Source organism: Scandinavium tedordense, assembly GCF_024764965.1.
Classification (GTDB): domain Bacteria; phylum Pseudomonadota; class Gammaproteobacteria; order Enterobacterales; family Enterobacteriaceae; genus Scandinavium; species Scandinavium tedordense.
Genome location: NZ_JALIGG010000049.1, coordinates 1 through 20246 on the forward strand (window position 1 = coordinate 1; position 20246 = coordinate 20246).

Consider the following 20246-nt stretch of genomic DNA (forward strand, 5'->3'; position numbering starts at 1 on the left):
TTTGGCCATGGTGCGTGCGCTGAACAAAATGACGAAGGCAGGTATGCCAGAAAGTGTACGTATCGGCTGAGAGCCGGAGCTGTTACAGGGGAAACTCGCCTCAAATCTGATTTATTCAACAAAGCCAGTTAGAGCCAGATGATTTAGTTCGTTACCTCGATGAATGCTTACAATGCTATGGAGGTAAAGAATATTTAGAGCAATTTTCATGGGTAGACAATTTAAAAAAAGTAGGCAAGCCCGCTACTATTGAGGAACTAGATACTCTGTTAATAAAGATTATAAAATCAAAAAAACATGATGAGATTTCTATAGTAGTGCCAGAAGTTATGAGTGATGAAGAAATAGAATATTTTAGTTTTACTAGAGCTAAACAGAACACCTCATACAACATAGATAAAACCATATATTTCAATGCTATTGACTTTCTAAGTTTTGATATCGACAGGATGAAAAGAGATAAGCTTTTTGCCTTCGACAATCAAGGCTCAGAGGTTAAGAGCTTCTCAATTTATAAATGCATTAACTTAGAAGTTACTCATAAAAGAAAAAACTACATGTTATTTCTTGGTCAGTGGTTCGAAATAGAAAAAAAATTTTCTGAATATGTTGAAAAAGAATTAAAGTTTATACCTACACATAAAAACACATTCCCTGATTTAATAAGGAAAATTGATAAAGCCACAATGAAAGAGAAGCTAGAGTCTGAGGGAGATTATAATGAACGCATATGTAAGTCTAGAAATTATATTCTCATGGACAGAAAACTAGTTAAAAGCAGTAGAACTACAACTTCTATAGAGTTATGTGATATAGCTGATGTTAAAAATAAAATTTTAATTCATGCTAAACACCGAAAAGGGGGGTCTTCTGGTTTAAGTCACCTATTTGCACAAGCAAGCGTAGCTTCTGAACTAATTCTTAGCGATGAAGAATTTAGAAAGGCAGCGAGAATAGTTATCAAAGAAAATCATGGGAATGCTGCTATGAATTTGATACCAGCTAAAAAAATAAAAAGTAGTGAATTTGAAATTGTTTTATTAATGCTTGGTTGCGACAATACTAAGTTATTAAAAGACCTGCCTTTTTTCAGTAAAGTTAACTTAATGAATACATATACAAATTTAACTCAGCGTGGATATAAAGTTACTGTTGCATCAGCAAAATAAAATATTATGTGAAGTGTAAAGCAAGGGCTAACTCTCCGAAGCTGCTGCGCTCGCTTCAAAGTGTTGCCTTGCTTTTTCTGCCCTTCGGTTGAAAAAGAACATTCCAAGTAGTTTGCGAAGCTATTGACAATATTCATATCCGCTTTATAAATGGTTATAACACGGCATGCATAAGGAATATGCGCATTGTGATTAAAAACAATAATCATTAATTTAAAATGGAGTTTACATGAGTGAAATACAAAGAATATTAGAAATAGATCTATCCAAATCATCTCGTCGTGGAAAATTTAATACTGAAAAGATACCAATCGATGCTTTGAGAAGCTATTGCGTCAGTGTCAGGTTTAATAAGGAAGAATTGGAACTTCTCAACGAAAAACGTGGTGCCACAAAAAAAGGTGAATGGCTTCGCATGGCATTACTGCACCGGCTACCTCCTATTGTTCCATCCATCAATATTGATGCATGGAAATGCATTGGAGATGTGTCGCAGAAGCTGAACAGAATACTTGTCCATCTCGACAACAAAAGCAGTAGTAGTCCGCTAACGAAAACAGAGATCTTCGTAATCCAAAGACAGATCCGTGAGCTTCGCCACAAATTAATTAGTATAAACAGTCAGGGGGCTTCTTCTAATGAAGGGAATGCAGAAGATTAGGCGTGGTAAAAGCTTCGTTGGTGTTGTTCTCTATGCATTGAAGCAAGCATCTCACCATAAAACTGATCCAATTGTAATCGGTGGCAACATGCTGAGTAATTTAGCGAATGATCTAATCGCTGAATTCGATACAAGCGAACAGCTTCGCCCTGATGTTCAGAAACCCGTGTGGCACAATTCGCTTCGCTTACCCACGAGCGAATCACTCACGACCGAACGGTGGTCTTGTATCGCAGACGACTATATGAAGCGCATGGGGTTTAGTGATACTCATCTTCGCTGTTACGTCCTACACGACGATGCTGCTGGTCAACATATTCATATCATTGCGAGTCGTATAGATGTGGCTAATGGTAAGCTTTACCTCGGTAGGAACGAAAACCTCATCAGCACACGCATAATCAGTGAACTCGAAATCGCGCACAATCTCACAGTAACAAAATCCGCAGCTTCCATAGAGCCAAAGCAAGCGAAGCAGAAAAGAGTTTCCCGTAATGAGAAGATGCTATCAGAACGGACAGGAGTTCCTGCACCTAAGGAAGCTTTACAACAGATCCTTGATAAAAGTTTAGATGATAGACCTGAACTTCTAACTTTTATCAAGCGGCTTAAAGAGGCTGAAGTTTCCTGGACGGCCAACATAGCCAACACAGGAAAAATGAACGGGTTCTCATTCGAATTCTCAGGTATAGCATTCAAAGCTTCGCAGCTTGGAAAAAAATACGCATGGTCAAATCTTCAGAAATGCATAAACTACGAACCTAACCGTGATAACCCTCTATTCCTAAATGCGAAGTCAGTTGCTCCTGCTCCTGCTCCTGCTCCTGCTCCTGCTCCTGCTCCTGCTCCTGCTCCTGCTCCTGCTCCTGCTCCTGCTCCTGCTCCTGCTCCTGCTCCTGCTCCTGCTCCTGCTCCTGCTAAAAAGGTAAACTATACAACGAAAGAATCACTAACTATTTCTGAGAAAATAGCTTCTCTTTCTTCTTCCATAGCCTTCCCCCCTCCCGTAATGGTTTCTCATGCACCAACACCATCTTTTACACCCAACATTGTTGCAATAGAAGATAGACGGAAACGCATAATCGATGCTGTCCTCGATTTACAAAATGCTAAGAGCAGGAAAGCAGTAAAGTTCACTCGCTTCAATTCTTGGAAAATCCACATTAACACATTGAAAATATTTGGTTTTTACTTGATAAATTCTTTCCGCAAATTCAAGAGAGTCCTGACCATCCACGCATTAACCCCATCCATACAACCACAGCTTTCTAAAAATATAAAAAACCATTTATAACAATAGCTTGCAACAATCCAGGCATTAACTATGAAATCTTCATGCATTAATCTATTGATTTTTTTAATAAATATTGATCGGTATTACAGATCAATATTTGAATTACGATAGCCACAACCTATCAACATCGTTGCATCGATCGGTACAAGTGATTTTACTTTAGCCAGCCATACATCGAGAATCGAAAAAGAAGTTGGAAACGGAAGTTTCAAAAAATAATTCTGTAGACATGTTTTTATATGGAAAATAAAATGAAAAAATATACTTTTGTTGCAGTCATAATTTCTTCTTTTCTTCTCTCTGGTTGCGATAGCGAACCTTCAGAGCAAGATATATTCGGCGCATTAAACAAATCTTTAGAAAGTGGAAATTCTGCAATTCGAGCTATTAATCCAAATGCATCACAAGATATGCTTAGAACGCTAAAATCTGTTAAGAAAATTGATTGTATAAAAGAGTCTGATAAAAATTATAAATGTAATGCAGAAGTAGCAATTAATAATGAAAGCCGAACAACCACAGTGAGATTACTGAACACTGATGATGGATGGAAAGCAATTGGTAATTAATGATTAATTTTCAAAAGAGCTCCCAGAAGGGAGCTTTTCTGATATAAGCATCACAACCTTGGCCTTTTAGGTTTATATACCTTTGTGACACGACTGCTGATCTCTTTCAATTCATACTGAGCTTTTAATTCTGCATATACCTGCTCTAATCTAAGTTGATTCCCATCGATGTAATCTACAAGTGCGTTCAACTGAACAAAAATAAACTCTTTATTTTGTAAGTCATGTATAAAATTCCTTTTCATGCATTTAAACACACTACAAAACATATGCATAATGTTGTCAATATTAGAAAGAGAGCAACAATACTGAGAGTTTGGGTAAAAATATTTTAGGTGATATCCTACGAAAATTAGATATAACTTATATGTAAAAATATCATCATCATGCTTGTATGAATCAGAAATATATCTATCAATAAGCTTTATTAGTTTTTCTTCTTTCGAAAAGCACTCATTTTTATTGTCCATAAGTTGCATCCTTGCATATTCATCATTCCTTTATAATAAATTAATAACATATAAAATAATTCTGTCAATAGCGTCAATTATCCTACTGGAAAATATCTTATAACATTTGAAAACTCTTGCCTTAATTGACCGTTTGTCATTTTATGTTATTAAAACCGTATTGAAAATTAGCAGATACTTTCATATATAGTATGATTCCCACTCAAAACCTCTTAACACTCCAATATATTGTCCTTTCCTCAAATAACTATTAAATTAGATAATTATCTTAATTTTTTACTTTTAAAAACCAATCACGTATAGGATTATATAATTTTAAAATAACTTAATATAATAACTACACTTGAAAAAACATAACTGTATGTAAGTAAAAAATCAAAACCTAACACCTTTGGAAAGTTTCTGACTAAGTGCTACGCACTGGCTATCGCCCTTAGGACTTTAATGCTACCGTAGTGATATTATCAGGCAATACCCATTACCAGCTTCTCGCAGCGCCACTGAGTGCCCACAGCACTCATTCGCTGAAACAGATAGAATTTTCCAGTGGTTTTCCGGCTTATGCCGGTTTACATACACAGAAAACACAACGATTTCCCCATTCTTTGGTGCCATAAATTTCTGTTAAAAACTCATTCTTCCTGATTGATTTATGGGCACCTCTATATAAATTATTATCCTCGATATATTCAAAACGAATGTCAGATCAATATTATGACATTGAGCAGAAGCCCATAAGCGCAACGCAGAAGTTGCGCAGGCTTCATTATCCATACACACAATAGTAAAGCGAGGTAAGTGTTACGTATAATTTAGTAATACTACGCAACCTTTCAGCAATAAGGAGCGAAGCTCTGGTTTCTTATTTCTTTATTTATCTTTTATCTTGCGTGAACAGATAGAGATAAAACCATATAAATCATAATATTACACTCTACACATGATAATCAATTTCATGACAAAAAATTATTTATTGTATAACTATAAATTTTAAACTCACTACCATAGTAATACATTTAATAATTCTCATATCGGCATGGATAAAATATTCTTGTTTTTTAAAAAATATATTTGACATTTTATTTAAATATGCAATATATATTATCAGACCAACAACAAAAAGGAAATATTATAATGAATACAAATTTAACCATAACAAAAGAACAAAAGTCTGCTATTGCTAAAGCGTTAGATGTCACAGTAGATGAATTGGAAGAAATTACAATAAAAGCCAGCACGAAGAAGAAAACTTCATTTAAAGATGACTTTTCCGTGGTATTTAAAACGAATGTTGGAACGCTGGCAAAAATGAAGCTAACGCCTACTTCTTTCAGAATCACTATCTATCTTTTCTCTATCCTTGACTATGGTAATATCCTTGTCAATTTTTCCCAATCGAGAATAGCGGAGGATTTAGGATTGCATAAATCTAATGTATCCAGAGCTTTTAAAGAGCTATTTGATAATAAAATATTAATCCGTGATACAGAAAATGGTCATGTTTATTTGAACTCTAATTTATGTGTAAAAGGAATTCCTCATAAATTCATTGACGAACAAATGGATAAGTTTAAAAAATCAAAAGTAGAAACCGAGGATTTTGATAATTCATTTAATATTTATAGTGCAAAAAGAAAATCTGACAGATCAGTTATTGAATCAAAAAATGAAAAAAGAATGCAATGTAACCGTGACGACATTCCTTTTTAAAAAATATGGAGTGGATATAGCATTCATATATATACACTCCTTGTTGTATTGCCATGGTGAAATTATTCCATTATTTACTTTTATCATGTTAATTTATTTATATTAATAAAATATTATCGAGGATCGCTATGATTGATGTAAAAAACAACATTGAGCACATAAAATATTACTTTTACAATAATGAAATGTTATTTAAGAATGAGATCGAGAGAATTAGTAGCTTTAATTTCTGTGATAAATACTTACTTACTTTATCCACCCGAGAGTTTTTAGATTTTATAGAATTACTAATTGATGAAATTATCGAATCAGATATTGAAATACCCTGTAAGATAACAGACCTACTTAACTATATACTTGGTAAAGATATAGTCGTGAAAAATGACAAGGGTGAACATATATTACAAGATGTAATATTCAATGATTTCTCTGACATACAAAAAAGAGTCGACACTTTGAAATTATCTCACCAAGCAAATCAAGATAGGGAATTATTATTACATTGCGTATCGAAAAGCCCTACAAAAAAAAGTGACAAAAGAAGACTATAGCTCCCATTCAATATTCTGATTATATTTTTATCTTAGACATGAGTGTCGAATCAAAGTAGAATAAGGCACTCAGAATTTCAGTAAAGTATTATTTTTAATTCACTTCTATTCTTATCATTTAAATTTTACATTTCATTCATCACTTCACAAGTAGCTCAAATTTCTAAGTGTAATTTTTTTAAAAACATATGCAATTATTGACAACATCTTAATTCTAACTGATATTTCATAATTCTTATTGCTAATAATTTTAATTCTCGGCGAGACTTAATCAAAAGAATAAATGTCTCGTAGACAATTGATTGCTCAAATATATTAATCTTACTTATCTCTTCAAATACGCCTCTAATATCCCCTTCAAAATATTGACTTAACCAATATCCTATCCTCCTGTGAAGGTCATTATCTGAAAGAGCATCCATTATCTTTAAATCAAAGATCTGTGAGTATATTTCTAACTCAACACCGGTCATTGTGCATTCTTCACTTATAAAGTGTTCAATTCTCATTTTGATATCCTTGTAGTTAAAATGAGTTAAGCAGCATTTTTTCTTGTTTTATCTATTGCGGTTTGAATCCATTCTTCAATTTCTTCTTCAATGAAGGCCACAGATCGAATTCCTATTTTTATTGGGGCAGGAAAGCGCCCCTCGCTGATCAGGCGGTAGATCCAAGCTTTACCATAACCAGTTCGGTTCATCACTTCAGGTAGACGGATAAGGCGGGTTGTTTGGTTGTTCATTGTCAGTTCTCCATGCTTTGCTTCGATGGAGTGACTTTAGAATTGATTAGAAGAGAAAAATAGCGAGGGCCAAAACAAGGGAACCATGCGAGTTCCCTCGGGATGAGTTTGAGGAAGTTTAGTTCACTCAGAATCAGTGAGTTTCATCACGTCTGAAACTCTCATATTTTTTAACACACTGTTTTTATTTATAAAAAAATTAAACTGTCGAATAAAATCCTTCGTAATAGCTTTCATTGCAAGTGGTCGATCTGTGTCTTTTATTTGATAATGAAGCCTGGTCTGTGATTCGTCGTCGTCATCGGTATAAAGCAAACGTGAAAGTCTATCTTCTGATATTCGAACGTCATTGCATGAAGCCCAAAAGAGTATGTCCAGCATTGGGATCAGCCGATAGTTAATAATTTTTTTTATTACTCCATACCCGAAACGCATAGTCTCGACAGGATTGGGAGACACACCCTTAAACTTTCGCCATTGAGGCAATGCAGATTTTAAAGACTCTGCAATTTGTTCGTCCGTCCCACTTTCTAAATCTAACTCCAACAAAATTGAACTCTTAAAAAAGTCAGGCATTGATTCTGAAAGAGGGATCTCAGAGTAACTTTTATTAATTTCGTAATCATCCCCTCCTTTCCATAAAAAAATTCCACGCTTCATTGCCACAATACTCCATAACGCTATTTCTTCTGTATTGGTCAATAGAAAATGTGGTGGGTCGAGCAATTGATGCTCCATATTTAAATAACCAAGCCTTTCCTCTTCAATAAGGAAAGGATCACCGTTGAATATTTGCTGCTGGTAATTTAGAAATGCCTTTTGCTCAAAACCGTCTCTATTAGTTTTGAAGAACAGTGTTCTTGCCCAGAGTTCATGATACAAAAGTAACAACGATACTCCCTCGAATTTACGATAAGTATCAATGTTCAACCACGCTTTGATCTCTTTGGTATGCTCTGGCTTCCAGTTTTGCATTTCCCCCCCTGAGAATAGGCAAAATTCAGAAGGAATATATTAACCAGAGCATAAATAAGAAAGATACCCCAACAACCATCGAAACTTAAAAAGGTTGATGAGGTATCAGCAATCGTGATTCCTCAGAAGGTTTGGAGTTTACTCTTTTTTGAAGTCAAAGGGAGAAATTGCTCGCGTCCTCAAAGCATCAAGATAATCTGCCCACCACTGAACCATTAGACGGCGTTCATCAAGATGTTCAGCTTTATGTATATAGGCAGCCCTGACTGAGTTTCTTTCTTGATGGCTCATCTGACGCTCAACCGCATCCTTGGACCAAAAACCTGCTTCAATTAATGCGCTACAGGCCATCGCACGGAAACCGTGCCCACACACTTCGGTAGATGTGTCATATCCCATAGACCTTAAAGCCTTGTTCACCGTGTTCTCGCTCATAGGCTTTCTAAAATCATGATCACCGATGAACACAAGTCCATAGTCACCGCTGATTTCTCTGATTGCTTCCAGAATTTCTAAGGCTTGACGGCTTAATGGGACAAGATGTGGTGTTCGCATTTTTGACCCACGGTGTGAGTGTTTCACTCCGGGTAATGGTTCACGTTCCGCAGGGATCGTCCACATAGCGTTTTCTAAATCAATCTCTGACCATCTTGCAAACCTGAGTTCGCTGGAGCGAATGAAAATCAGCAATGTGAGCTTCACCGCTAGTTTGGTTAATTTCCTGCCTTTAAAACTATCAATGCGTTCCAGAAGTTCAGAGAAGCGATCAAAAGGTAAAGCGGGCCTGTGGGTTCGTTTTGCTACAGCAATAGCCCCAGACATCTCCTGAGCAGGGTTGTAGTCAATTAAACCATTCTGGACTGCATATCGCATTATTGCTGTGGTTCGCTGTTGCAGACGTGCTGCCACTTCCAGACGCCCGGAAGCTTCAACGACCTTGATCGGAACGAGTAGATCCTTGGTTTTAAGCTCGACAATTTTCCTCTTCCCTATCGAGGAGAAAAGGTTGTCTTCAAGACTTTTAAGAACTCGTTCGCTGTGTGAAGGAGACCATCGCCGATTACATGCGGTATGCCAGTCTCTTGCTATTGCTTCAAAGGTAAAAGCTTCGCTTTGCTCAATCTTGTCAGTTTTTTTCTTTTCGGAGGGATCAATACCAACAGATACCAACTTTTTCGCTTCATCTCTTTTTCTACGAGCTTCGCCAAGTGAGACTGTAGGATAGACACCTAATGCCAGAACTTTTTGTTTGCCGTCAAAACGGTATTGCAATCGCCAATACTTAGCGCCATTTGGATTGATTAGCAGGTGCATACCCTGCCCATCGGTGAGTTTGAAGGGTTTATCTGAGGGTTTGGTTGTTCGAACTTTGATATCAGTGAGTGCCATCAGTTGATACCTCCATTGTTGGTATCAAAATCAATCGAACCGAAGATACCACCAGTTATACCATCATTTGTTGGTATATGTGGATAGATGTGAGTGGACGTCAAGAGACACAGAACAGAGGGGAAACAGCGTAAATGCTGGATTTTAGAGACAAAAAAAGACGTCAGTAGACGTCGATTTTGTACTTTTTGGTGCCGAAGGCCGGACTCGAACCGGCACGTATTTCTACGGTTGATTTTGAATCAACTGCGTCTACCGATTTCGCCACTCCGGCACGGAAGGGGAACTGCTGATAGCGGGTTGCATTATACCTGTTGCGGATCCCTGCGCAAGCATTGCCCAGCGTAACGCCTTCTGAACGCCGAAAAAAACATCACTTCCCCCACAAATCACCCTGCTTTTGGAACCGTGCACGCAAAACACTGCAACGTGACGAGGGTGGTTTACATTCTTCTCGCATTGTTATCTGATCCTGTTACGGGTTTTGCTATTCACCATCCGAATCAATCAGGACAAACGTATGCGGTTTTATCAGGTCGATCCCACGCTTGAAAGCTATTGGCGTGGGGTTATCCTTTTTGGCAAGAACTTCGCGACATACAAGTTTGCGCTGGCGCATGCGCTGTATGACGTCTCTCATGAACATGAAGTCATCCGTCTTGAAGACCTGGCGGTTCCCTTCAGTCGACATCTCTGCGCGCATTTGCGGGATGCCGCCAAACAAACGCTCAACATGAGTAAACCCGGGCCATTACTGAAAGCGTGCATTCAGTTTAACGAGGGTGCAATCTCTGATGACCAGCTCATTCAACAGACCGTGAAGCACGGGTTCGGCATTGTACTGGACGCGTTTCATAACGTCGGTGGCGGCCCCATCGCTAAGCAGTTTTTCATCAATGAGCGGCGAGAAAGTAAAAGCATCCGCCTGACCGATGATTTTTATCACCTCACCCAAAGTGCACAGTTCCACAACCTGACGCATGAAACGGATGCCCGCTGGAATCTGGTGGAAAAAGCCTGGGAGATGAACCTCCCGCCGGAATTGCTGGATGTCCATTACGACCCGAATCAGGAAACGCTGTTCACCCTGGCGAAATCGTCACGCATTACGCTCACCAGTTGCCGTAACAGCCTGAATGGCTATCAGAAAGGCCACTGTTTCTACTGCCACGCGCCCATCAGCCTTGAGGCTGGCCATGTGCAGTTGACGGATGTTGATCATTTTCTGCCGCTGAAAATTCAATCGTCGCTACCGGGCGTGAATCTGAATGGCGTCTGGAATCTGGTTCTGGCCTGCCAGCCCTGTAATCGCGGCATTGAAGGGAAGTCGGATCGTGTGCCTGTGCTGGATTTACTGTATCGTCTTCATGCCCGCAATGAGTATTTTATTAACAGCAGGCTGCCGTTGCATGAGGCGATTATTAATCAGACCGGCAAAAACAAATCTCAACGTCAGACATTTTTAAACGACAGCTGGAACGCAGCATTTAGCCTTCGGCTGCAAACCTGGAAGCCACCCGTTCGAGAGACACTGATCCTCTGATGACTATTAACTTTTACCAGACCAATGCCCGACAGTTTTTTGACAGCACCGTCAACGTGGATATGTCTTCGCTGTATGCCGCATTCACCGAACAGCTTGCACCGAATGCCCGTGTGCTGGACGCCGGTTGTGGCTCGGGCCGAGACAGCAAAGCTTTTCGCGAAATGGGATATCAGGTTGAAGCCTTCGACGCATCATCTGAGATGGTGACGTTGGCTTCCCGGCATGCCGCCGTTCCAGTTCGTCAGTTGTCGTTTCATGAACTCACGGACACCGAGCGCTATCAGGGGATCTGGTGTTGTGCCTCGCTGTTGCACCTGCCCGCATCACAACTTCCGGATGCGATGCAAAAGCTTGCCCGTGCTCTGATGCCTGGCGGCGTCTGGTATGTCTCGTTCAAATACGGTGACAGCGAACGCGTAAAAGAAGGTCGGCATTTTACCGATCTCAACGAGCAGACATTCAGCAAACTGATTCAACCGCTACCCGGCATTCACATCCAATCGACATGGCTGACGGAAGATAAGCGGCCGGACCGGAATGAAACCTGGCTGAACGCTCTTTTGCGTAAGGCGTAGTATTTAGTCTCAACGGGCAAAGGAATTGCCTGAAAAATCAGACAATCCCTTCTGCCACAGCACTTTTCTTGCCCCCTTCTGCTAAGCACCACCTGACCCCATGCTCTACACTCTCTGTTCAACGCCATAAGAGGGGAAGTGCGATGTCCATCATAAAAAGCTACGCCGCAAAGCAGGCAGGTTCCGACCTGGAAGTGTGGGAATACGATGCCGGTGAGCTAAAGCCGGAAGATGTGGAAGTCCTGGTGGATTACTGCGGGATTTGCCATTCCGACCTGTCGATGATCGACAATGAATGGGGCATGTCGAGCTATCCGCTGGTTGCGGGCCACGAAATTATTGGTCGCGTGGCGGCCCTGGGCGAAGCTGCGCAGAACAAAGGCCTGAAAGTGGGTCAACGCGTGGGCGTGGGCTGGACCGCACGCAGCTGCGGTCATTGCGATGCCTGCATCAGCGGCAATCAGATCAACTGTCTGGAAGGCTCTGTGCCGACCATCATGAACCGCGGTGGTTTCGCCGATAAGCTTCGCGCCGACTGGCAATGGATTATCCCTCTGCCGGAAAGCATTGATATTGAAACCGCAGGCCCGCTGCTGTGCGGCGGCATTACGGTCTTTAAACCGCTGCTGCTCAATAACGTTACTGCCACCAGCCGCGTTGGGGTGATTGGTATCGGTGGTCTGGGGCATATCGCCATTAAACTGCTGCACGCGATGGGCGCGGAAGTGACGGCATTTAGCTCTAATCCGGCGAAGGAAAAAGAAGTGCTGGCGATGGGTGCTGACCGCGTGGTCAACAGCCGAGACCCGGAAGCGCTGAAAACGTTAGCCGGTCAGTTTGACCTGATCATCAACACCGTGAGCGTGGACCTCGACTGGCAGCCGTACTTTGAAGCGCTGGCCTACGGCGGCAACTTCCATACCGTCGGCGCGGTGATGAAACCGTTGCAGGTCCCGGCCTTTACACTGATTGGCGGCGACCGTAGCATTTCGGGTTCGGCTACCGGTAACCCGGCGGAGCTGCGTAAGCTGATGAAGTTTGCCGGTCGCACTAAAGTGGCGCCGACGACTGAGATGTTCCCGATGTCGCAAATCAACGAAGCGTTGAAGCATGTGCGTGACGGCAAAGCCCGTTATCGCGTGGTGTTGAAAGCGGATTTTTAAGCATCGCGAGTTGAATATGAGTGCCCGGCAGCGGCTACGCCTTGCCGGGCCTGGAGAATTATCCCGTCACTAAAGCGGCAAACACCTCCGCAATCGCCACTGCCCCCGGGTCGGTGACGCCTTCAAGGTTCTCTTTATTCACATACGATGAGCGCCCCGCTCCCGCCTTTTGCATTGTGGCCGTGCTTTCTGCGCCGGTTTTGGCAGCGCTGACGGCGGCTTGCAGGTTCTGATCGCGTAAGCTCTCGAGCGCGGGCTGCAGCGCATCGATCAACGTCCGATCACCGAGATCGGCCCCGCCATACTGTTTCATCTGCTGCAGACCGGTTAACAGCGCGTCCGGGAGTTTTTTGCCGTCATGCACGGCCTGCCCGGCGGCGGTGAAGAAAATAGACATCAATACCCCGCTGGAGCCGCCCATTACCGTCGCCAGCCGCTCGCCAATAACCTGTAACAGCTGCGCGCTGTCGTTCAACGGCAATTTGCCCGCAGTGAGCTGCTCGGCAATATCCCGTGCGCCTTCGGCAAACGTCGAGCCGGTATCGCCATCGCCCACTTTTGCATCCAGCGCGTTGAGACGGTTCTCGAGGTCGATGAGCGTCTGCGTGGCGGCCAGCAGAATCGCTTTCACCTGCGGATTATCAGAAGGCGTGGCTTCTACACTGTCATGAATTTTGTCGTGTGCGATGGTTTTGAGTGGCGCGAAAGCCACCGGTTTTTGCCAGCCGAGGGTCTCTACGTCAGCCTGTAGCGCTTGTTCAAACTCAGGCGTGAGTTTCAGCAGCGAGAGCGAAAAGCCCTTCATGTCGAGCGAACTCACCAGCGTCGCGGGGCCAATCAGCCAGCCAATCTGGTTCTTCAATGCAGAATGGGCCAGCTCTTTGGTCAGCAACGCCATCTCCAGCGCCGACACGCCGCCCAGGTTGTTAATCAACACCGCCACGTTGGCGTCGCCGACTTTCGCCTGCAGCGGTTTCACCAGCGTCTCGATGAGCTTTTTGCTGTTATGGCTGTCGACCACTGACGCGCCCGGCTCACCGTGAATACCCAGCCCAAGCTCGACGTGGCCAGGCTTGATGCGCCCCTCTTCGTCATCGCTGCCCGGCAAGTTACAGCTCTCCATCGCCACGCCGAGGCTGAACACGTTGTCACAGGCCTGCTGCGCGATGTGACGTACTTCGCTGAGGGTTTTCCCCTGCTCGGCGGCGTAGCCCGCGATTTTATGCACCAGTACCGTCCCCGCGATGCCGCGCGGCTGTTTGTTATCCGGCAGCGCAATGTCGTCGGCGACGATAATCATTTCGACTTTCAGACCATGGCGTTTGGCTTTTTCAGCCGCCAGGCCAAAGTTCAGGCGATCGCCGGTGTAATTTTTGACGATCAGCAGACAGCCGCGATCGCCGGTCACCGCCACGATGGCGTTGAGTACCGCATCTACGCTCGGCGAGGCGAACAGGTCGCCGCACACCGCGGCGGTGAGCATCCCTTTGCCGACAAACCCGGCATGGGCCGGTTCGTGGCCGGAGCCGCCGCCCGAAATAACCGCCACGCGGCTTTTATCCCAGTCGCCACGGGCAATCACCCGAATGGCCGGATCGATATCCAGGCGCACCAGGTTGCCGTGCGGGGCCGATAACACAATGCCTTCGATGGCGTCGTTGACCAGCTGTTGGCGGTCATTAAAGAAGAATCTGGACATGACTTTCCACTCCTGTGAAACGTTCGTTGTAAACGGATAGGAAAAGCATAGTCGGCACTGCGTATTACGCCGCAAAGTCGAAAACGGACTGGGCATTTTTTCCCCGGCTTTGACCTATACTCGACGCAGATTAACGGAGGAAACATCATGAGCTCACCCCTGCTGATTGCCCGGACAACGGAACAACAACTGTATTTATTGCCTGGAATGGCCAACCGCCATGGTCTGATTACCGGTGCCACGGGGACGGGGAAAACCGTCACCCTGCAAAAAATGGCTGAGTCGTTTTCAGAGATTGGCGTACCGGTATTTATGGCCGACGTGAAAGGTGATTTGACCGGTGTGGCTAAGGATGGCCAGGCCTCTGAGAAGCTGCTGGAAAGACTGAAAAAAATCGGCGTAACCGACTGGCAGCCGCACAGCAATCCGGTGGCGGTATGGGATATCTTCGGCGAGAAAGGTCACCCCGTTCGCGCCACGGTGTCAGACCTCGGGCCGCTGCTGCTCGCGCGCCTGCTCAACCTGAATGAAGTGCAGGCGGGCGTGCTGAATATTATCTTCCGCATCGCTGACGATCAGGGCCTGCTGTTGCTCGATTTCAAAGACCTGCGCGCCATCACTCAGTACATCGGTGATAACGCCAAATCGTTCCAGAATCAGTACGGGAATATTAGCGGCGCCTCGGTGGGCGCTATCCAGCGCGGGCTGTTGACGCTCGAGCAACAGGGTGCGGAGCATTTCTTTGGCGAACCGATGCTCGACATCAAAGACTGGATGCGGACCGACAGCAACGGCAAAGGCGTGATCAACATTCTCAGCGCCGAAAAGCTCTACCAAATGCCGAAGCTGTACGCTGCCAGCCTGCTGTGGATGCTGTCAGAACTGTACGAACAGCTGCCGGAAGCGGGCGATTTAGAGAAACCTAAACTGGTGTTCTTCTTTGACGAAGCGCACCTGCTGTTCAGCGACGCGCCGCAGGTGCTGCTGGATAAAATCGAGCAGGTGATCCGCCTGATTCGCTCCAAAGCGGTCGGGGTTTATTTTGTCTCGCAGAACCCGTCGGATATTCCGGATAATGTCCTCGGTCAGCTCGGGAATCGTGTGCAGCACGCCTTGCGCGCCTTTACGCCGAAAGATCAGAAAGCGGTGAAAACGGCGGCGCAAACCATGCGTGCGAACCCGGCTTTCGATACCGAAAAAGCGATTCAGGAGCTTGGCACTGGTGAGGCGCTGGTGTCGTTCCTCGACGAAAAAGGCAGCCCGTCGGTTGTCGAACGGGTGATGGTGATTGCGCCTTGTTCCCGGATGGGGCCGGTAACCGATGATGAGCGCAACGGGCTTATCAACACCTCGCCGCTGTACGGGAAATATGAAGACGCGGTGGACAGAGAGTCGGCGTTTGAGAAGCTGCAACAAGGCGTTCAGGCGACAACCGAACAGCAAAACGCCCCGCCAGCGAAAGGAGCTTCCGCAGAGGTCGATGACGGCATTCTCGGCGGTTTGAAGGATATTCTGTTTGGCACTACCGGGCCACGGGGCGGCAAGCACGACGGCGTGGTGCAAACGATGGCCAAAAGCGCCACCCGACAGATTACCAATCAGATAGTGCGTGGCATGTTGGGGAGTTTGCTGGGAGGAAGAAAGCGGTAACTGCTGTTGCCCGGTGGCGCTGCGCTTACCGGGCCAACACTGCAAAACGCGGTTTGGAGGCCCAGCAAACATTGCGCCGCCGGGCACGGTCCGGGAATTACGCTTTACGCGTCATCAACCACAGGCTAATCAGGAAGAAGCTAGCGCTTGGCAACAGCGCGCCGACAATCGGCGGTATGCCGTACACTAGCGTTAGCGGGCCGAAAATCTGGTCGAGGACGTAGAACACAAAGCCGAAGCTTATCCCTGTCACCACGCGCACGCCCATCGCCACGCTTCGCAGCGGGCCGAAGATGAACGACAGCGCCATCAGCATCATGACCGCCACCGACATCGGCTGGAAGATTTTACTCCACATATTCAGCTGGTAACGCCCGGCATCCTGGCCACTTGATTTCAGATACTTCACGTAATTGTGCAGGCCGCTTATCGACAGCGCATCCGGATCCAGCGCCACGACGCCGAGTTTGTCCGGCGTGAGGTTGGTTTTCCAGATCCCGCTAACGGTCTGCGAACCCGTCACCTGCTTCGGATCGCTCAGGTTGGATTCATCCACCTGCGACAGGCGCCAGGCCTTAGCGTCTTTATCGAATTTCGCCGACGCGGCGTAGCGTACCGACTGCAAACGACGCTGATCGTTGAAACTGTAAATGCTGATGGCACCCAGTTGGTCATCGCCTTTGATACGTTCGATGTAGATGTAGTTGTTGCCGTCTTTCGCCCACATGCCCTGCTGGGTGGACAGCAGCGAACCGCCGTACATCGCCTGCGCACGCAGGTTTCGCGCCATTTGCTCGCCCTGCGGAGCCACCCATTCGCCAATCGCCATGGTCAGCAGCACCAGCGGAATCGCGGTTTTCATTACTGACATCGCCACCTGCATACGGGTAAAACCCGACGCCTGCATGACCACCAGTTCACTGCGCTGCGCCAGCATCCCAAGACCTAACAGTGCGCCCAGAAGCGCGGCCATCGGGAAGAAGATCTGCACGTCTTTCGGTACGCTGAGCAGGGTATACATGCCCGCACCGAGCGCGTCATAGGTGCCCTGCCCGGCTTTTTTCAGCTGGTCAACGAACTTGATGATGCCCGAGAGCGACACCAGCATGAACAGCGTCATCATGATGGTGGTGAAAATAGTTCTACCGATATAGCGGTCGAGTACGCCAAATAACTGCATTATACCGCTCCTTTCCTGCTAAACCGCGCACGAACGCGACGCATCGGCACCGTATCCCAGACGTTCAGGAGCACAGCCAGACCGAAGTACAGCAGGTTAATCGCCCACATCCAGATGGTCGGGTCAATTTTGCCTTTGCCACCGTTGGATTTAAGTGAGGTTTGCACCAGGAAGAACACCAGATACAGCAGCATCGCGGGCAGCATCGACAGCACGCGCCCCTGACGCGGGTTCACGACGCTCAGAGGAACCACCATCAGCGCCATGATAAACACTGTCGCTATCAGCGTTAAACGCCAGTGCAGTTCTGAACGGGCCCGCGGCGTATCCGCATTCCATAGCGCACTCATGCCCATTTGTTCGGTATCGTTAGGATCAAGTGCCACCGCCTGATGGCCGATAATTGCCTGATAATCTTTGAAATCGGTGATGCGGAAATCACGCAGCATCGCGGTACCTTCAAAGCGGGTGCCTTTGTTCAGGTTTACCACCTGCGAACCGTCTTTCTGCTGTGAGAGATATCCGGAATCGGCTACAACCACCGATGGACGCGCGTTGCCCTTGGTACGGATCTGCGCCAGGAATACGTTCTGGAAATTGCTTCCGTTAACGTCTTCAATAAACAGCACCGAATTGCCATCACTGGCCTGCTGGAACTGACCCTTAGCCAGTGCCGCCATGCCTGGGTTGGCTTTGGCTTCCGCCAGCACTTCGTCCTGATGACGTGAAGACCACGGCCCAGCCCACATCACGTTTACGGCCGCCACGATGGCAGTAAAGAGTGCGAGGATCATCGCGGCTTTCACCAGCACGGCTTTACTCAGGCCGCACGCGTGCATCACCGTGATTTCACTTTCGGTGTAGAGTTTGCCCAGCGTCATCAACAGGCCAAGGAACAGACTGAGGGGCAGAATAAGTTGCGCCATTTCTGGCACCCCGAGACCCAACAGGGAAAGCACGAGGTTTGTCGGGATGTCACCATCTACCGCTGCGCCCAGGATCCTGACCAATTTCTGGCAGAAAAAGATCAGAAGCAGGATGAAGAGGATCGCCAGCTGGCTTTTCAGCGTCTCCCGCACGAGATATCTTATGATTATCACTATAAATACGCCCGTTAAAACCCGTCTTATTACAGGAAAATTGCTTGTTTCATGGCTTAAACGTCATTTATTCTCTTGAGTCGTCGAAAACATCGCTAAGATTATATGACTCAGCGGCTTTACGTTTCAGACCCGGTTCTGACGAGCCAACATCGCGATATCGTTAAGATTAACACGAAGTCACCGCAACAGCGGACATGAGTTACGAAAGCTTGCAATTCTATCCGTAGCCACCGCCGTTGTCTTTAAGATTCAGGAGCGTAGTGCATGGAGTTCAGTGTAAAAAGCGGTAGCCCGGAGAAACAGCGGAGCGCCTGCATCGTTGTTGGCGTCTTTGAACCACGCCGTCTCTCCCCGATAGCCGAGCAACTTGATAAAATCAGCGACGGCTATATCAGCGCCCTGCTGCGTCGTGGCGAGCTGGAAGGCAAACCAGGCCAGACTCTGCTGCTGCACCACGTGCCGAACGTGCTCTCCGAGCGCATTCTGCTGATTGGGTGCGGCAAAGAACGCGAGCTTGATGAGCGTCAGTATAAGCAAGTTATTCAGAAAACGATCAATACGCTGAATGACACCGGCTCGATGGAAGCGGTTTGCTTCCTCACCGAGCTGCACGTTAAAGGCCGCAATAACTACTGGAAAGTACGCCAGGCGGTTGAAACGGCTAAAGAAACCCTTTACAGCTTCGACCAGTTGAAAACCAACAAAAGCGAGCCTCGTCGCCCACTGCGTAAAATGGTGTTCAATGTGCCAACCCGTCGCGAATTAACCAGCGGCGAGCGCGCGATTCAGCACGGTCTGGCGATTGCCTCCGGTATTAAAGCCGCGAAAGATCTCGGCAATATGCCGCCGAACATCTGTAACGCCGCGTACCTCGCGTCGCAGGCGCGTCAGCTGGCAGATTCCTACAGCAAGAACGTCATCACCCGCGTTATCGGCGAACAGCAGATGCGCGAGCTGGGTATGCACTCTTATCTGGCGGTCGGTAACGGCTCACAGAACGAGTCACTGATGTCGGTCATTGAATACAAAGGCAATCCGTCAGAAGATGCGCGTCCTATCGTCCTGGTCGGTAAAGGCCTGACCTTTGACTCTGGCGGTATCTCCATCAAGCCGGCCGAAGGCATGGACGAGATGAAGTACGACATGTGCGGCGCGGCGGCAGTTTACGGCGTGATGCGCATGGTGGCAGAGTTACAGCTGCCACTGAACGTAGTCGGCGTACTCGCGGGCTGTGAAAACATGCCGGGCGGGCGAGCGTATCGTCCAGGCGACGTGCTGACGACAATGTCCGGGCAGACGGTTGAAGTGCTGAACACCGATGCCGAAGGCCGTCTGGTACTGTGCGATGTGCTGACCTACGTTGAGCGTTTCGAACCTGAAGCGGTTATCGACGTGGCGACCCTGACCGGCGCCTGTGTGATTGCGCTGGGCCATCACATCACCGGCCTGATGTCGAACCACAACCCGCTGGCGCATGAGCTTATCGGCGCGTCCGAACAGGCTGGCGACCGCGCGTGGCGCCTGCCGCTTGGCGATGAATACCAGGAACAGCTGGAAACTAACTTTGCGGATATGGCCAACATTGGCGGTCGTCCTGGCGGCGCCATTACCGCAGGCTGCTTCCTGTCGCGCTTTGCCCGCAAGTACAACTGGGCGCATCTGGATATTGCCGGCACCGCCTGGCGCTCCGGTAAAGCCAAAGGGGCTACTGGTCGTCCGGTTGCCCTGCTGTCTCAGTTCCTGTTGAACCGCGCAGGATTTAGCGGCGAAGAGTAAGTCAATGATTGCCCGGCGGCGTAA

General features: G+C 46.5%; 20 protein-coding genes and 1 tRNA gene. 11 read left to right on the forward strand and 10 right to left on the reverse strand.

The window, feature by feature from the left end; genetic code table 11:
• Positions 1-113 precede the first annotated feature (113 nt).
• The 4 genes from MUU46_RS03375 (at position 114) to MUU46_RS03390 (ending at position 3693) form a co-directional block, all read left to right on the forward strand.
• On the forward strand, positions 114-1169 hold the full coding sequence (locus MUU46_RS03375; protein ID WP_258964834.1) for a TIGR04141 family sporadically distributed protein: 1056 nt from the start codon (positions 114-116) through the stop codon (positions 1167-1169).
• 229 nt (positions 1170-1398) lie between these two features.
• Positions 1399-1830, forward strand: coding sequence for a hypothetical protein (locus MUU46_RS03380; protein ID WP_258964766.1), 432 nt, complete (start codon positions 1399-1401; stop codon positions 1828-1830).
• Positions 1808-3124, forward strand: a complete 1317-nt coding sequence (locus MUU46_RS03385; protein WP_258964767.1) for a relaxase/mobilization nuclease domain-containing protein — start codon at positions 1808-1810, stop codon at positions 3122-3124. The genes MUU46_RS03380 and MUU46_RS03385 overlap by 23 nt, the downstream gene beginning before the upstream one ends.
• 251 nt (positions 3125-3375) lie before the next feature.
• Entirely contained in the window at positions 3376-3693 is a 318-nt protein-coding gene (locus MUU46_RS03390) for a cell wall-binding protein (protein ID WP_109491887.1), read from the forward strand.
• Positions 3694-3743: 50 nt separating this feature from the next.
• Here MUU46_RS03390 and MUU46_RS03395 read toward each other — a convergent pair whose 3' ends face one another.
• A complete protein-coding gene (locus MUU46_RS03395; RefSeq protein ID WP_130933852.1) occupies positions 3744-4163 on the reverse strand; it encodes a hypothetical protein in 420 nt (139 codons plus the stop codon).
• A gap of 1131 nt (positions 4164-5294) precedes the next feature.
• On the opposite strand from MUU46_RS03395, the gene MUU46_RS03400 reads away from it, so the two are divergent.
• Positions 5295-5873 carry a helix-turn-helix domain-containing protein gene (locus tag MUU46_RS03400; RefSeq protein WP_258964835.1) on the forward strand — a complete coding sequence of 193 codons (579 nt, stop codon included), beginning with the start codon at positions 5295-5297 and terminating at the stop codon, positions 5871-5873.
• 128 nt (positions 5874-6001) lie between these two features.
• Complete coding sequence (locus tag MUU46_RS03405; protein WP_130933853.1) at positions 6002-6424, forward strand: hypothetical protein; 423 nt, start codon at positions 6002-6004, stop codon at positions 6422-6424.
• Between the two features lie 194 nt (positions 6425-6618).
• On the opposite strand, the gene MUU46_RS03410 is transcribed toward MUU46_RS03405, so the two are convergent.
• The 5 genes from MUU46_RS03410 to MUU46_RS03430 all read right to left on the reverse strand — a co-directional run bounded on the left by MUU46_RS03410 (position 6619) and on the right by MUU46_RS03430 (position 9804).
• The gene (locus tag MUU46_RS03410) at positions 6619-6933 is read right to left on the reverse strand and encodes a hypothetical protein (protein WP_258964768.1); all 315 of its coding nucleotides are present in this window, start codon (positions 6931-6933) and stop codon (positions 6619-6621) included.
• A 26-nt stretch (positions 6934-6959) separates the two neighbouring features.
• Positions 6960-7166, reverse strand: coding sequence for a helix-turn-helix transcriptional regulator (locus MUU46_RS03415; protein ID WP_130933855.1), 207 nt, complete (start codon positions 7164-7166; stop codon positions 6960-6962).
• A gap of 123 nt (positions 7167-7289) precedes the next feature.
• Positions 7290-8141: a DUF6387 family protein gene (locus tag MUU46_RS03420; RefSeq protein ID WP_130933856.1), complete on the reverse strand. Its 852-nt coding sequence runs from the start codon at positions 8139-8141 to the stop codon at positions 7290-7292.
• A 138-nt stretch (positions 8142-8279) separates the two neighbouring features.
• Complete coding sequence (locus MUU46_RS03425) at positions 8280-9530, reverse strand: tyrosine-type recombinase/integrase (protein WP_130933857.1); 1251 nt, start codon at positions 9528-9530, stop codon at positions 8280-8282.
• 189 nt (positions 9531-9719) lie between these two features.
• A tRNA-Leu gene (locus MUU46_RS03430) sits at positions 9720-9804 on the reverse strand.
• 246 nt (positions 9805-10050) lie between these two features.
• On the opposite strand from MUU46_RS03430, the gene MUU46_RS03435 reads away from it, so the two are divergent.
• From MUU46_RS03435 to ahr, 3 genes are all read left to right on the forward strand, one after another.
• The gene (locus MUU46_RS03435) at positions 10051-11073 is read left to right on the forward strand and encodes an HNH endonuclease family protein (RefSeq protein WP_258964769.1); all 1023 of its coding nucleotides are present in this window, start codon (positions 10051-10053) and stop codon (positions 11071-11073) included.
• On the forward strand, positions 11073-11651 hold the full coding sequence (locus tag MUU46_RS03440; RefSeq protein WP_258964770.1) for a class I SAM-dependent methyltransferase: 579 nt from the start codon (positions 11073-11075) through the stop codon (positions 11649-11651). The genes MUU46_RS03435 and MUU46_RS03440 overlap by 1 nt, the downstream gene beginning before the upstream one ends.
• Before the next feature lie 143 nt (positions 11652-11794).
• Entirely contained in the window at positions 11795-12814 is a 1020-nt protein-coding gene (gene ahr / locus MUU46_RS03445; protein WP_159759324.1) for an NADPH-dependent aldehyde reductase Ahr, read from the forward strand.
• 58 nt (positions 12815-12872) lie between these two features.
• Here ahr and MUU46_RS03450 read toward each other — a convergent pair whose 3' ends face one another.
• Positions 12873-14513 (reverse strand): glycerone kinase, encoded by a 1641-nt coding sequence (locus MUU46_RS03450; protein WP_258964771.1) that lies wholly within the window; start codon positions 14511-14513, stop codon positions 12873-12875.
• A gap of 147 nt (positions 14514-14660) precedes the next feature.
• Between MUU46_RS03450 and MUU46_RS03455 the strand changes: the two genes are divergently transcribed.
• Positions 14661-16163 (forward strand): helicase HerA-like C-terminal domain-containing protein, encoded by a 1503-nt coding sequence (locus MUU46_RS03455; RefSeq protein ID WP_258964772.1) that lies wholly within the window; start codon positions 14661-14663, stop codon positions 16161-16163.
• A gap of 97 nt (positions 16164-16260) precedes the next feature.
• Here the strand turns inward: MUU46_RS03455 and lptG are convergent, their stop codons facing one another.
• From lptG to MUU46_RS03470, 3 genes are all read right to left on the reverse strand, one after another.
• Entirely contained in the window at positions 16261-17343 is a 1083-nt protein-coding gene (gene lptG, locus MUU46_RS03460; RefSeq protein ID WP_159759330.1) for an LPS export ABC transporter permease LptG, read from the reverse strand.
• Positions 17343-18443 carry an LPS export ABC transporter permease LptF gene (gene lptF / locus MUU46_RS03465; RefSeq protein ID WP_258964773.1) on the reverse strand — a complete coding sequence of 367 codons (1101 nt, stop codon included), beginning with the start codon at positions 18441-18443 and terminating at the stop codon, positions 17343-17345. The genes lptG and lptF overlap by 1 nt, the downstream gene beginning before the upstream one ends.
• A gap of 63 nt (positions 18444-18506) precedes the next feature.
• On the reverse strand, positions 18507-18557 hold the full coding sequence (locus tag MUU46_RS03470; RefSeq protein WP_217448718.1) for a hypothetical protein: 51 nt from the start codon (positions 18555-18557) through the stop codon (positions 18507-18509).
• A 153-nt stretch (positions 18558-18710) separates the two neighbouring features.
• Between MUU46_RS03470 and pepA the strand changes: the two genes are divergently transcribed.
• Positions 18711-20222 carry a leucyl aminopeptidase gene (gene pepA / locus MUU46_RS03475; RefSeq protein ID WP_110512184.1) on the forward strand — a complete coding sequence of 504 codons (1512 nt, stop codon included), beginning with the start codon at positions 18711-18713 and terminating at the stop codon, positions 20220-20222.
• The last annotated feature ends 24 nt before the right edge of the window (positions 20223-20246 follow it).

Bases quoted from the DNA above. Each gene is read 5' to 3' on its own strand.
- MUU46_RS03380 (WP_258964766.1), top strand. From the start codon at position 1,399: ATGAGTGAAATACAAAGAATATTAGAAATAGATCTATCCAAATCATCT.
- MUU46_RS03385 (WP_258964767.1), top strand. From the start codon at position 1,808: ATGAAGGGAATGCAGAAGATTAGGCGTGGTAAAAGCTTCGTTGGTGTT.
- MUU46_RS03390 (WP_109491887.1), top strand. From the start codon at position 3,376: ATGAAAAAATATACTTTTGTTGCAGTCATAATTTCTTCTTTTCTTCTC.
- MUU46_RS03395 (WP_130933852.1), bottom strand. From the start codon at position 4,163: ATGGACAATAAAAATGAGTGCTTTTCGAAAGAAGAAAAACTAATAAAG.
- MUU46_RS03405 (WP_130933853.1), top strand. From the start codon at position 6,002: ATGATTGATGTAAAAAACAACATTGAGCACATAAAATATTACTTTTAC.
- MUU46_RS03410 (WP_258964768.1), bottom strand. From the start codon at position 6,933: ATGAGAATTGAACACTTTATAAGTGAAGAATGCACAATGACCGGTGTT.
- MUU46_RS03415 (WP_130933855.1), bottom strand. From the start codon at position 7,166: ATGAACAACCAAACAACCCGCCTTATCCGTCTACCTGAAGTGATGAAC.
- MUU46_RS03420 (WP_130933856.1), bottom strand. From the start codon at position 8,141: ATGCAAAACTGGAAGCCAGAGCATACCAAAGAGATCAAAGCGTGGTTG.
- MUU46_RS03425 (WP_130933857.1), bottom strand. From the start codon at position 9,530: ATGGCACTCACTGATATCAAAGTTCGAACAACCAAACCCTCAGATAAA.
- MUU46_RS03435 (WP_258964769.1), top strand. From the start codon at position 10,051: ATGCGGTTTTATCAGGTCGATCCCACGCTTGAAAGCTATTGGCGTGGG.
- MUU46_RS03440 (WP_258964770.1), top strand. From the start codon at position 11,073: ATGACTATTAACTTTTACCAGACCAATGCCCGACAGTTTTTTGACAGC.
- ahr (WP_159759324.1), top strand. From the start codon at position 11,795: ATGTCCATCATAAAAAGCTACGCCGCAAAGCAGGCAGGTTCCGACCTG.
- MUU46_RS03450 (WP_258964771.1), bottom strand. From the start codon at position 14,513: ATGTCCAGATTCTTCTTTAATGACCGCCAACAGCTGGTCAACGACGCC.
- MUU46_RS03455 (WP_258964772.1), top strand. From the start codon at position 14,661: ATGAGCTCACCCCTGCTGATTGCCCGGACAACGGAACAACAACTGTAT.
- lptG (WP_159759330.1), bottom strand. From the start codon at position 17,343: ATGCAGTTATTTGGCGTACTCGACCGCTATATCGGTAGAACTATTTTC.
- pepA (WP_110512184.1), top strand. From the start codon at position 18,711: ATGGAGTTCAGTGTAAAAAGCGGTAGCCCGGAGAAACAGCGGAGCGCC.